The following is an 11880-nucleotide window of genomic DNA, read 5'->3' as shown; positions in this document are numbered from 1 at the left end:
GTTCAGCCCCGCTTGCCAGCGAGATACGCCCGTACGGCCTCGCGGGTGTAGAAAACCTCGCGGCCGACCTTGACGAACTCTGGCCCCGCGTGGGGCGAACGACCGGTGTTGCGGCGGGAGCGGTAGACGGCGAGCACAGTCTCCGGGTGGCCCGTCATCTCGCTTGCCTGCCTCGGCGTAAGGAGATCGGCAAACGAGGGTATGGAGGGGGCCGTCGGCACGGCATACTCGGGATCAGTCATGTGATCTTCCTTTCCAAGGTGGTGGATCAGGTAGCCGGCCGCAGGAGGCGGTCCTCGCGGCCGGCTTGCTCTCTATGAACACTGTCGTGACGGTCGGGCGCCGTAAGCCAACGTGGGCGCAGGCGCGCTTCAACACTGGCGAAGCTGACGGCGGCTCAGTGGCCCCCGCGGGAGAGGACGAACTCGATGCGGCGGGCCTCACGGTCCAGCTCGGCCTTGACTTGATCCCATACCTCCGGGGCCTGTCGGGCCGCCTCCTGCACTAGCGCTTCGTCCTCCCAGAAATCAGGGTTCTTCGTTCGCGACGACCGTAGGGCCTGCGAAGCCCAACCCAGTCGGATCGTGTAATGAGAGTGGTTCGAAGTCGCCCTCTTCGGGAGCTGGAAAGATACGGGGAATTCTCCGGTCCTCCGTGCGAGGAGGCGCAGAGTTTCGCAGTCGAAGCCGTTGAAGCCGACACGGCTGCACGCCTCGATGACTCCGTCGGTCGGGTCCATTGTGATCAGCTCCGGCACCGTGTCGAGGAGCCGCGCGGCGAGCTCTGCCCGCTCCTCTTCGTTCGAGTAGTCCGGGTCGTCGTCGCGGTGCTGGTAGTACGTGTACGTCCTGCTCATGCTGCGCCCTCCATCATGAAGGCATCGAGGTCGTCGCGGTGGTATCGTACCATCCGTCCGACCGCACGGTAGCGCGGACCAGTGCCCTTAGTGCGCCAGTTAGCGAGGGTCCCAGCGGACACACTGAGGTAGGCTGCGGTCTGCTCGGTCGTCAGCCACGGGCTGGTGAATATCTGAGGCTCTGATTGAGCTTCCATGGCACATCTCCTCAATCGGACGCCGTGCGTCCGTCGAAAGTGTGTGCCGTTTAGCTATCTATCTCTCTGGGGTGCCCTCAGCCGGCGGCATCGTTTGAACCGACAGAACCCTACGGCCCGGGATGTGCCCGGACGCTTTTATGATCTCAGATTATCGAGTGTGGACCGGAATAGTTACCAGCGTCTTACCCCTACGCACCGTCGTTCACACAACACCCGCCCTCTCCAGGACCAGGTCCTCAAGGGCCTGGGCGTGCGGGCGCAGAGCCTCGACGAGGTGCGTCTGGTGGACGTAGCCGCCACTGGCGCCGGGGAGTCGCTGGCCGAGCAGGAGCGCACCCTCGGCATACGGGACGCCCGCCGCGATCATCATCGTGCGACAGTGGTGGCGGAGGGCGTGGGGAGACGGGACGCCGCCCCGCTTCGGCTCGGCGACGTGACCGGAGGCCGCGCCCGGCGACGGCCACAGCCAAGGCGAGTTCAGTGGCCTATCCTCCTCCATCCTTGCGGCCAGCGTCGCGGTGAGCCAGCGCCCGGTCGGGAACGACCACGACCCGCCAGTCTTCATGTGGGTGAAGGTCAGAACGCCCCGCCCGGCGTCGAAGTCCGCGCGCCTCACGCCCAGCAGCGACGTCCGCCTCGCCCCGGTCAGCAGGAACGCGCGCTGGAGATCCCGCATTAGCGGCGACATGGCCTCCGTCGTGGCCCAGAAGCCGGCCACGTCCAGTTCCCCGACCTCTCGCTTTGGCGTGGCGGGCACGCGGATGGCGTCCACCGGGTTGGCCCCTATCGTCTCGTCGTGCCTCCGGGCCGTGTTCACGAGCGCTCGGACGGTGCGCATCACCGACGCGCCTGTTGTCTTGCCGTGGCGCCTTTTGAGCTGTTCCATGAGCTCTCGGCAGTCCTGGCGCGTGATGTCAGCCACCGCCCGCCGCCGAAGCCGACCGAGGTAGTTGTCCATGTGGTATCGGTAGTTCCTGACCGTGGCGTCGGAGAGGTCCCGTTCGCGCAGGTGCTCCTTCAGGGCCTGCTCTAGCGTGATGCCGGTGGACTCCGGTCCCGCCGTCGGATCGATGCCCGACTGGATCGTCGCCATGAGCCTCCTCGCCTCGTTCCTGGCCTCGGCCAGGCGCACGTGGTCGACGCGGCCGATCTTCACCCGCACCGACCGGACGAGGCGCTTTTCGCGGCGCACGTCGCCCTGCACGGCGAAGCTCTTGGTTGTCTTGTGAGCGATGCACATGAGGCCCTTGACCTCGGTGTCGCGGTGGATGCCCGAGCCGAGCGGGAGGTCCCTGATGTGGGCCTCGGTGAATTTGAAGATGGCCATGGAAAGTACAGTCCCGAGTACAGTATTTGTGGTTGATCCAGATGAAGCTGGATGGTGCTACCCGGACAAAGTTGTCATGATTTCAAGGGACCGTACGCCCCGAATTGGCGAGAATGGACCATGATTTACTCGCTTCGCCAGACTGTTAATCAATTGGTCGTAGGTTCGATCCCTACCGCCGGAGCCATAGAATTCCAGAGCCTCGCACTTCGGTGCTGGGCTTTTTTGTGTCCAGTGCTCCGATTGACCCTGTCTGGACTTCGAGCAATTCCCGGCCATCAAAGAACGGCTCTTGTTGCTTTGCGGACCTTCGACCGGTCTGGTCATTGGATCACGCAATGGGCGAAGAAAGGGCGTTCGCAAGGCCCGCCCGATGATCGCTCAGTTGCCCCGATCGCTCGGAGAACCATACTTCGGCAGAATTCTGGTTCTGGCGAGTTTCGTCTTGTAACTCTGACGACTGCACGGCTATACCCGTCGGCGGAGACGTGGCCGAGTGGTCGAAGGCGCTCCCCTGCTAAGGGAGTAGGCGGGAAACCGTCTCGAGGGTTCGAATCCCTTCGTCTCCGCCACCTTCTGCTCTTCGCGGATTGCCCTTCCGCGCGTCATCAGGCGGCGCGAAGATCGATTTGACGCAGGTCAACGTGCACGTCCTTTCCACAACCTAAGCTGAGCGAAACAAGATATAGGAGAGGACCATGCGCTTCCTAGTCGTCGCTGCGCTCTGTTTCGCCCAACCGCTTGCCGCTCAGGATGTCGCTGAAGGCGAACGGCTTTATCGCCTGCATTGCGCCGCCTGTCACGGGGCCGAGGCGGACGGGGGCGGACCGATGGCGCCGGTGCTTCTGATCCAACCGGCTGATCTGACCACACTTTCAGAGCGGAACGACGGCACATTTCCCGTCTTCCGCGTGGTCAAGCGGATCGACGGGCGTGACCCGCTTGTCAGCCACGGCAGCGACATGCCGGTCTACGGCTGGTTCTTCGAAGGCACGGGGGTTGCGATTGCGAGCCAAAGTGGCCAACCCATCATGACAAGCCAACCGGTTGCAGACCTCGTGACCTGGCTGAAGACGGTGCAGGACTAGCCCTGATCGGTATCACGCGGGTCGAGGAGTCGCGCGATCACACCGCTCTTGGTCACTTGGCCCACCAGCGCCCCTTGATCCTCGACACCGAGCGGGCCTTCGGATGTCAGCAGCTTGCGCATCACGGTCTCGACATCCGTCTCCAGCGGCACGCGATCTGCGGGCGCGGCATCGGCAGGCTCCATCACATCGCCCGCCGACAGAACGCCAAGCGGGTTCATATGCGCCACGAAATCCGCCACGTAGTCATTAACGGGGTTGGAAAAAATCTCCTGCGGGGTGCCGCATTGCACGATGCGCCCGCCTTCCATGATGGCGATCCGATCCCCGATCTTGAAGGCCTCGTCGAGATCGTGGCTGACAAAGATGATGGTGCGCTTGAGATCTCGCTGCAGCTCGATGAGCTCGTCCTGAAGCCTGTTGCGGATCAGCGGGTCGAGCGCGGAGAAGGGCTCGTCCATCAGCAGGATCGGCGCTTCCGTGACAAAGGCACGGGCCAGGCCCACGCGCTGCTGCATGCCGCCTGAAAGCTCGCCCATCTTCCGGTCGGCCCAATCGCTCAGGCCGACAAGCTCGAGCTGTCGGTCGGCCCGGGCCAGGCGATCTTTCTTGGAGACATCCGCCAGTTCCAGCCCCAGCGCCACGTTTTCGCGCACGGTCCGCCACGGCAGCAGACCGAACTGTTGGAACACCATGGAGACGCACTCGCGTCGCACGCGGCGCAGGTCCGTTGGGGCGCTGTGGGTCACATCGCAGGACCAGTCGCCATCATAGACCCGCACCGCGCCGCGGACCACGGGGTTGAGCCCGTTCACGGCACGCAGCAGGGTCGACTTGCCCGAGCCCGACAGCCCCATCAGCACAAGGATCTCACCCGCAGCCACATCCAGCGAGCAATTGTGTACACCAAGGACCTGCTCGGTCGCCTTTTGCACTTCGGCCCGGGACTTGCCCGCATCCATTTCGGGCAGCGCCTTCTCGGGCGACTGGCCGAAGACGATGGAGACATTGTCGAATTCGACGGCATTTCTCATTTGCGATCCACCCGCAGCATCCGGTCGAGCATGATCGCCACGACCACGATGATGAAGCCACTTTCAAACCCGAGGGCCGTGTTCACCTGGTTCAGCGCGCGCACAACCGGCACGCCGAGGCCGTCGGCACCCACAAGCGCTGCGATCACCACCATCGACAGCGACAGCATGATGGTCTGGTTCAGCCCGGCCATGATCTGCGGCAACGCAAAGGGCAACTCGACCTTCCAGAGCTTCTGCATCGGCGTGGCCCCGAAGGCGTCGGCCGCTTCCAGCAGCGGCTTTGGCGTGGTGCTGATACCGAGATGCGTGAGGCGGATGGGTGCGGGCACCACGAAGATCACGGTTGCGATCAGCCCCGGCACCATGCCAATCCCGAAAAACACAATCGCCGGAATGAGATAGACGAAGGTCGGTAGCGTCTGCATCAGATCGAGCACGGGCCGCATCGCCTGATAGAGCCGCGGGCGATGGGCCGCAGCGATCCCGATGGGCACACCGATCGCCATGCAGACCACACAGGCTGAAAGTACCAGCGTGATGCTCTCGGTCATCTCTTCCCAGTAGTCCTGGTTTAGTATGAAGAGGAACCCCAGCGCCACGAAAAGGCAGACCTTCCAGCTGCGCTGCAACACCCATGTGAGCGCGACGAAGGCCGCGATGATCACGAAGGGGTGTGGGGTTTGCAGCACCCAGAGGATCGCGTCGATCATCCACTCCATGACCACCGCCAGCCCGTCGAAGAACCAGGCGCCATTGGTCTGGAGCCAGTCAAAGAACGCCGCTGCACTTTGGCCAACAGGTATCTTGGTTTCAGTCAGCCAGTCCAACAAGACGCCCGCCCTCCGCTGCAGAAAGAAGAATCCCCGCGCCGGGTGTGGCGCGGGGGCTCAGGTGGTCAGAGGCCGAGGGCCGCGCTCACTGCCGCAACGCTGTCGCCACCATCCAGCGTCGTCACGCCGTCCAGCCAGGCGACGAACGCGTCCGGGTTCGCCTTCAGCCAGTCAGTTGCGGCCTCGGAGGGCTCGGTGCCATCGTTCAGGATCGCGCCCATGATCTCGTTTTCCATGGCCAACGTGAACTTGAGGTTGGTCAACAGCTTGCCCACGTTCGGGCAGTCCTCCACGTAGCCCGCGCGGGTGTTGGTATAGACCGTCGCACCGCCCAGATCGGGGCCGAAGAAGTCGTCGCCACCGGTCAGGTAGCCCATGTCGAAGTTGGCGTTCATCGGATGCGGTTCCCAGCCGAGAAAGACGATAGGCTCATCCTTCTTCGAGAGCCGCTCGACCTGTGCCAGCATGCCCTGCTCCGAGCTTTCCTTCACCTCGAAGCCGCCCAGCCCGAAGGCATCCGCGTCGATCATCGACTGAATCAGGCGGTTGCCGTCATTCCCGGGCTCGATCCCGTAGATCTGGCCGTCGAGCGCGTCAGCATGTTGCGCAATATCGGAAAAGTCTTTTATTCCAAGGTCTAGCGCGGCTTTGTTCACAGCAAGCGTGTACTTCGCGCCTTCGAGATTCTCGCGCACCGTATCGACCGTGCCGGCCTCGCGATAGGGTGCGATGTCGCCTTCCATGGTCGGCATCCAGTTGCCCAGAAACACGTCCACATCGCCCTGCGCCATGGAGGTATAGGTCACCGGAACGGAGAGCACCTTTATGTCCGTCTCATAGCCGAGCGCATCGAGAATGACAGTGGTCGCTGCCGTGGTTGCGGTGATATCCGTCCAGCCCACGTCGGAGAACGTCACCTGCGAGCAATCCGCCGCGGCAACCCCGGCCATCGAGACGAACGCCAGCGCGCTCGCAGTTGTTCTGAGTTTCATGTCGCATCTCCCATCTGATTTTTGCTTATACATGCGCAGGTTGGATCAGAGGGTCAAGACGAAACGCCGCCCCCGCCCGATGCGGAGACGGTGCCGGAACAGCGAAAGAGGGGCGCTAGGCCTCTTCGGGCAAGTCGCGCATCACACCGACGATCTTGGCGATCTTGCCGTCCCGATCCTTGCGCGCAAGGCCGAAGGATTCCACCCAGACCACATCGCCCTTGCGGTTGACCAGCCGGTGCTTGAAGTGGAATTCGCCACCCCGTTTCGACACCCGATCGACATGCTTCATGACGGTCTCGCGGTCATCCTCATGATAGTAGGCGAGGCCACCGTCCAGATCGGGCGGGTTGCTCGACGGATCTTCGCCGTGAATGCGGTAGACCTCGGAAGACCAGTAGACCTTGCCGGTTTCGAGCTCGAGTGACCAGTAGCCAATTTTGGCGAGGTTTTGCAGCAACTCCAGTTGGGCAAGAGCATCTTCTGCTGCATCGCGCGCCTCGACCACCTCGGTGATGTCCGTTCCGACCGAGTAGATCGACGGTACGCCGACGGCCGGATCGTCGAAAATGAACTTCTCCGTGCTTGTCCAATAGCGCTCGCCGTCCTCCTTCGAAATCATCGCGCGCACGTCGCTGATGCGGCCGGATTTGCTGGCCATCAGCTCCTCGTCGTGCTCCTTCAGTGCATCGGCCGTCTTTTTGCTGACCAGTTTGCCAAGATCTCGCCCCTCGGCCTCTTCCCGCGTGGTGCCAAGGCTGTTGGCCGATTTTTCGCTGATCCGGATAATCGTGCCGTCGATGGTCCGGTTCAGCATGAAAATGTCCGAGCTGTCGAGTATCAGGTCGAGCTCCTGGGCAAGGCCCGGGAACTCCGAGACCACCATGGTAGAGCCCTTCATCTGGCCCCGCATGTCGAAGAACGGCGAGCAGGTGAGCTTGTAGCGGGCGCCTTTCGAGGTGAACTCGCGGGAAATCGGCTCGCCCAGCTTGAGCGTTTCGTTGCAGATCGGGGCCAGCGAGGGGCAGTTTTCGGGCACCACGCATTGGCTGATGTGCGGGTTCGAGACCGGGCGTGACAGCCCGAACATCTCGGCCGCGGCATTCGTCGCCTGCGAAATCTGCAAAGCGGTATCAAGCACCATGATCGCAAGCGGCGCCGTTTCCAGAACCGACATCAGCTCGCCGGTGCGCCCGCTCAGCTCGGCCGCAGTCACCTGCAACTCTTCGTTGACCGTGATCAGCTCTTCGTTGGTCGACTGCAACTCTTCGTTCGAGGTCTCGAGTTCTTCGTTGGTGGCCTGCAGCTCTTCGTTGGTCGACTGCAGCTCCTCATTCAGCGATTGCAGTTCCTCATTCGAGGTCTCCAATTCTTCGATGGTTTGCTGCAAGGCTTCCCGGGTTGTCGCGACCTCGTCCTCCAGCAGCCGGATGCGATCGGTCTCAAAGGCTTCTCCCTCAGGCTTGGGGCCCATCTCCCTGCCCCTCGACCGGTCGACCTGCACCTCGCTGAAGACCACAAGCGCCGCGCGTTCGTTGATATCGCGCGCGATGATCGGGTAGACGTCGAGCCGGATCTCGGCATCGTCGTCCTCGGCCAGCAAGTGGCGCACGCCAGAGCGGTGCTCGCCGTTCTTGAGCGCGAGCGTGACCAGGCTGCGGGCCTCTTCACGGAATGGCCGCCGCAGAAGGTCGATGTGCATCTTCAGATTGCTCGACTCGTTCATCTCGATGAACGCGCTGACGTTTCCATAGATGCGGACGATCGAGTATTCTTCGGTCACCAGTATCGAGTTCCGCCCCAGCGCGAGTGCCAATGCCTCGAACATCTGACGGTCGGTGGAATAGCCTGGGGCGGGTGTTTTCGTGGCCGCCGGCATCGTGTTGCGAGAGGTCGGCAGCGCGCGGGAGTTCGAAAACGCTGTGTGTTCAGAGCGGCGGATGGAGCGGCGCCGATAGATATGTGCCGATTGGCTGTCCTGTATGAAGAGCTCGTCCGATCCCGCGACGGTTTCCGCAGTGCCGAGGAACATCAACGAACTTTCGGTGAGCGCGTAGTGGAATCGCGACATCACCTTGTGCTGTAGCGTATTGCCGAAATAGATCAGCAGGTTCCGGCAGCACAGCAGATCGACCTTCTGAAACGGCGGGTCCTGACAGACGTTGTGATCCGAGAACAGGATCGCGGAGCGCAGAGAGTCGATCACCCGAATGCCGTCGTTCTGCTGAATGAAGTACTGATCGGCGAGATCCTTGGGGATATCGTTCAGCGCGGCCATCCCGTAGATGCCCTTGCGCGCCACTTCCAGCGCCTCCTTGTCGATGTCCGTGGCGAAAATCTGCACGTGATCCTTGAGCTGGACCTTGGCCCCTCCCAGGGCCTCGGCGAGCAGGATGGCGATGGAATAGGCTTCCTCGCCCGTCGCACAGCCTGCAATCCAGACCCGGAAAGGCGCGTTGGTCTTCTTCAAGACGCCTGGCAGCAGCTCCCTGAGCGCTTCGAACTCGCTTTTGTCGCGGAAGAAGCGCGTGACCGAGATCAGCAGATCCTTGAAGAGCGCGTCGACCGCGTTGGGGTTGACGCGACAGAACTGGGTGTATTCCTCGTGGCTTTCGATCCCCAGCGCGATCATGCGCCGTTCGATCCGCCGGTTGATCGTGGTCTGCTTGTACTCGCGGAAATCCACGCGGGTGCGTGCGAGGAGGATCTGCAGCAGATCGGATGCCGGGCTCTTTTCGGAGGCCTCCTGCCGGAAGGCATCGAAGTCGCGGGGGCTGGTCAGGATCTTTTGCAGATGGGTCCCGATTTCGAAGGGACGTAGCACCAGATCGACGCAGCCTGTCTGCATCGCCGCCATCGGCATCCCGTCGTATTTTGCACTCTCGGTGTCCTGCGCGATGGTGATGCCGCCGGCCTCGCGGATCGCCTGCACGCCATAGGCGCCATCGGTTCCGGTGCCGGAGAGGATGATCGCCATCGACTTTTCGCCATGCCCGTCCGCGAGGCTGAGCAGGAAGCGGTCAACCGAGGGCTTGGGGGAGGCGACCTCGTGGCTGGGATCCACAAGATTGAGCTTGCCCTCCTCATAAACCACATCGGTCTTCGGAGGCGTGACGTAGACGACGTTCGGCTCCGGCACGGTCCCGTTGACCACATCGCGCACGACGAGGCTGGTCTGCCGGGCCACGAGCTCGGTCATGAGGCTCTTGTGGTGAGGTGACATGTGCTGGACAACCACATAAGCCACCTGCAAATCGGTGGGCAGCGTGGCAACGAGCTCCCGGATGGCTTCGAGCCCTCCCGCCGAAGACCCGATTCCGATGATGGTTAACTCTTCCGTATCCGCGCCGTCCAAATCTGCACTCCCCACCACGCAGTGCCGGCCTACCGCGGCAGTACGCCCGGTCGGCCGACAGTGACCTCTAGCAACCCTTAGTTGCAATCTATTGGGTCTGATGCGATAGATTCAACCGAAAGATTGGTCCGGGCCTAAATATTCTCGACGTGATGCGCAACAGGCACCGTACGGTGCGTTTACACTTGGCTACGGGTTTTGCGCCAGTCTATCGATATTGATTGCGCTTTCTGGATAGATAACATGAATGATCCATCGACAGCCGTTGCACCTTTACCGTCGGATTTGTCCGACCGGGTCTTGACGTTCAACCTGGTGGTGAAAGACGACCAGACCATCCTGATCCGGTCCTCGGAAGTGCTCGGGCGCGGGTTTCGAAACCGCGTTTCGTTCCAGACCCTGGACAGCATCGACGATGTTCTGGTGCCGCGGCTCGCCCATGCGTTGCACAGGTCCATGGCCTCCATTCCCGAAGGCTCGCAAGTGCTGTCGCTCCCGGATTTTCTGGTGGAATTGCCGGGATTGGTGCTGTCCGGTGCCCATATTCTGGTGATGGATGTCAAGGACGGCGTGCGCAATGCAATCTTCCGGTTCAAGGAGTTCATGGGTGCGTTGAACAACGCGTTCACCCAGAACATCGGCCTGCAGGAACCTTATGCCAACCACGCCGAACGCCTGGCGACCAACGTGCTGGCCGACATCTGCCTGCCATTGCTGAACATGTGTCACGACCTCGAATATGCGCGGGTTGATGCGAAGGAGCGCCTGCCGCGTGGGTTTGCCGAACGCGCACGCGAGTTCGAATTCCAGACCGAGCTGCTCAAGCGCTTCATCTTCAATGCCGGTATCGGCCACGCGCAGCCAACGCAAATGCATCTGAGCGCCGACACGGCTCCCAAACCGCTCGGCCTGCCTGACGCCTGATCTCATCCGATCCGAGCACTCTGCTGCCAGCGCGGTGATCCTCCCGGGCGCCGCACGTCTCTGTGCGCGGCCGTTTCACGAAGTTTCAACCGAAACGCCCTAAAGTCGTCACGTCGTGGCCCTGTCATCGGCAGGAACGCCGCGGAGGCTGACCACTGACACGTAAGGAGATGTGTCGCTTAACGAGGGAAATGTGATGAGTAAAGAGCCGCCCAAACCAAACCCGAAGCCACCGGTGCAAGGGAACAAAGAGGCAACGCCTCCACCCCCGCCCATCACGGATTACGCCAGCATCTGAGGCGATTTGAGAGGTGACAGGGTACGGCGTGCCCATGTAGTATCCGCGCTATGTCCGCCGCTGTATCATCCATTCGCAACCTCGGCCCGGCCTATGAGACCGCTTGTACACGGGCGGGCATTCCATCAGCCGAAGCGCTGCGACAGCTCGGTGCGGACGCCGCCTATGCAAAGCTTCTGCAATCCGGCATGAAACCGCATTTCATCGGCTACTACGTGCTCGTCATGGCCTTGCAGAACCGCCCGTGGAACGATTGCAAAGGCGCGGAAAAGAAGGCCCTGCGCAAGCGGTTCGATGCGATCAAGGCCAGCTCCTTCGATGCCGACCGGGACGCCTTCGAGCAGATGATGGATCAGATCGGCGTGCGCCCGGCCCCCTGAACGAAGAAGGGCCTCCCCGCAGGAAGGCCCTCCGCAACACTCGCTTTCGGTTGGCTCAGCCAACCAATTCCATGCCGGAAAAGAAGTACGCGATCTCCACCGCCGCGGTTTCCGGTGCGTCCGAGCCGTGCACGGAGTTCTCGCCCACGCTTTCCGCAAACTCGGCGCGAATGGTACCCGGTGCCGCATCCGCAGGGTTGGTAGCCCCCATCACTTCGCGGTTCTTGGCGATCGCACCTTCGCCTTCCAGCACCTGCACAACCACGGGAGCCGAGGCCATGAACTCGCAGAGCTCGTCATAGAAGGGCCGCTCTGCATGCACCGCGTAGAACACGCCCGCTTGCGCTTTGGTCATGTGAATGCGCTTTTGCGCGATGATGCGCAGGCCCGCCTCTTCGAACTTGGCGTTGATCTTGCCGGTCAGGTTGCGCCGTGTGGCGTCGGGTTTGATGATCGAGAATGTCCGCTCGAGGGCCATGGGTGTCTCCGCTTGTCGTGATGCGCCGGTGCGCCGTGAATTTCGCGGCCCACCTATCATGGGCAATCGGGCATGAAAAGCGGCGATTGACGCAAGCGGTGGGATGCGGCACACC

12 protein-coding genes and 1 tRNA gene are annotated in these 11880 nt (G+C 62.1%); 4 read left to right on the top strand and 9 right to left on the bottom strand.

Annotated features, from left to right (window positions below):
• Window positions 1–2: 2 nt before the first annotated feature.
• The 4 genes from MUB52_RS10985 to MUB52_RS10970 form a co-directional block, all read right to left on the bottom strand.
• Window positions 3–158: a hypothetical protein gene (locus tag MUB52_RS10985; protein WP_263844270.1), complete on the bottom strand. Its 156-nt coding sequence runs from the start codon at window positions 156–158 to the stop codon at window positions 3–5.
• A gap of 239 nt (window positions 159–397) precedes the next feature.
• A complete protein-coding gene (locus MUB52_RS10980) occupies window positions 398–856 on the bottom strand; it encodes a hypothetical protein (RefSeq protein ID WP_263844269.1) in 459 nt (152 codons plus the stop codon).
• The gene (locus MUB52_RS10975; RefSeq protein ID WP_263844268.1) at window positions 853–1053 is read right to left on the bottom strand and encodes a helix-turn-helix domain-containing protein; all 201 of its coding nucleotides are present in this window, start codon (window positions 1051–1053) and stop codon (window positions 853–855) included. The genes MUB52_RS10980 and MUB52_RS10975 overlap by 4 nt, the downstream gene beginning before the upstream one ends.
• 205 nt (window positions 1054–1258) lie before the next feature.
• Window positions 1259–2383, bottom strand: coding sequence for an integrase family protein (locus MUB52_RS10970; protein WP_263844267.1), 1125 nt, complete (start codon window positions 2381–2383; stop codon window positions 1259–1261).
• Between the two features lie 482 nt (window positions 2384–2865).
• Between MUB52_RS10970 and MUB52_RS10965 the strand changes: the two genes are divergently transcribed.
• A tRNA-Ser gene (locus tag MUB52_RS10965) sits at window positions 2866–2955 on the top strand.
• 126 nt (window positions 2956–3081) lie between these two features.
• On the top strand, window positions 3082–3471 hold the full coding sequence (locus MUB52_RS10960) for a cytochrome c (RefSeq protein ID WP_263844266.1): 390 nt from the start codon (window positions 3082–3084) through the stop codon (window positions 3469–3471).
• Here MUB52_RS10960 and choV read toward each other — a convergent pair.
• From choV to MUB52_RS10940, 4 genes are all read right to left on the bottom strand, one after another.
• On the bottom strand, window positions 3468–4505 hold the full coding sequence (choV, locus tag MUB52_RS10955) for a choline ABC transporter ATP-binding protein (protein WP_263844265.1): 1038 nt from the start codon (window positions 4503–4505) through the stop codon (window positions 3468–3470). The two genes, MUB52_RS10960 and choV, sit on opposite strands and share 4 nt — an antisense overlap.
• A complete protein-coding gene (gene choW, locus MUB52_RS10950) occupies window positions 4502–5335 on the bottom strand; it encodes a choline ABC transporter permease subunit (protein ID WP_263844442.1) in 834 nt (277 codons plus the stop codon). Before choW ends, choV begins: the two co-directional genes overlap by 4 nt.
• Before the next feature lie 68 nt (window positions 5336–5403).
• Window positions 5404–6330, bottom strand: coding sequence for a choline ABC transporter substrate-binding protein (locus MUB52_RS10945; protein ID WP_263844264.1), 927 nt, complete (start codon window positions 6328–6330; stop codon window positions 5404–5406).
• A 115-nt stretch (window positions 6331–6445) separates the two neighbouring features.
• Window positions 6446–9685 (bottom strand): chemotaxis protein CheB, encoded by a 3240-nt coding sequence (locus MUB52_RS10940; RefSeq protein ID WP_263844263.1) that lies wholly within the window; start codon window positions 9683–9685, stop codon window positions 6446–6448.
• A 243-nt stretch (window positions 9686–9928) separates the two neighbouring features.
• Here MUB52_RS10940 and MUB52_RS10935 point away from each other — a divergent pair, with 243 nt between their 5' ends.
• Both MUB52_RS10935 and MUB52_RS10930 read left to right on the top strand, forming a co-directional pair.
• Window positions 9929–10609 carry a hypothetical protein gene (locus tag MUB52_RS10935; RefSeq protein ID WP_263844262.1) on the top strand — a complete coding sequence of 227 codons (681 nt, stop codon included), beginning with the start codon at window positions 9929–9931 and terminating at the stop codon, window positions 10607–10609.
• A gap of 348 nt (window positions 10610–10957) precedes the next feature.
• Window positions 10958–11287, top strand: coding sequence for a TfoX/Sxy family protein (locus tag MUB52_RS10930; RefSeq protein ID WP_263844261.1), 330 nt, complete (start codon window positions 10958–10960; stop codon window positions 11285–11287).
• Between the two features lie 55 nt (window positions 11288–11342).
• Here the strand turns inward: MUB52_RS10930 and ndk are convergent, their stop codons facing one another.
• Complete coding sequence (gene ndk / locus MUB52_RS10925; RefSeq protein ID WP_263844260.1) at window positions 11343–11765, bottom strand: nucleoside-diphosphate kinase; 423 nt, start codon at window positions 11763–11765, stop codon at window positions 11343–11345.
• Window positions 11766–11880 lie beyond the last annotated feature (115 nt).

Origin of the sequence: Roseobacter sinensis (assembly GCF_025755255.1) — a bacterium.
GTDB classification, from domain to species: domain Bacteria; phylum Pseudomonadota; class Alphaproteobacteria; order Rhodobacterales; family Rhodobacteraceae; genus Roseobacter; species Roseobacter sinensis.
Note: the sequence above shows the minus strand (reverse complement) of the source record. Positions and strands in the feature narration are given on the sequence as shown.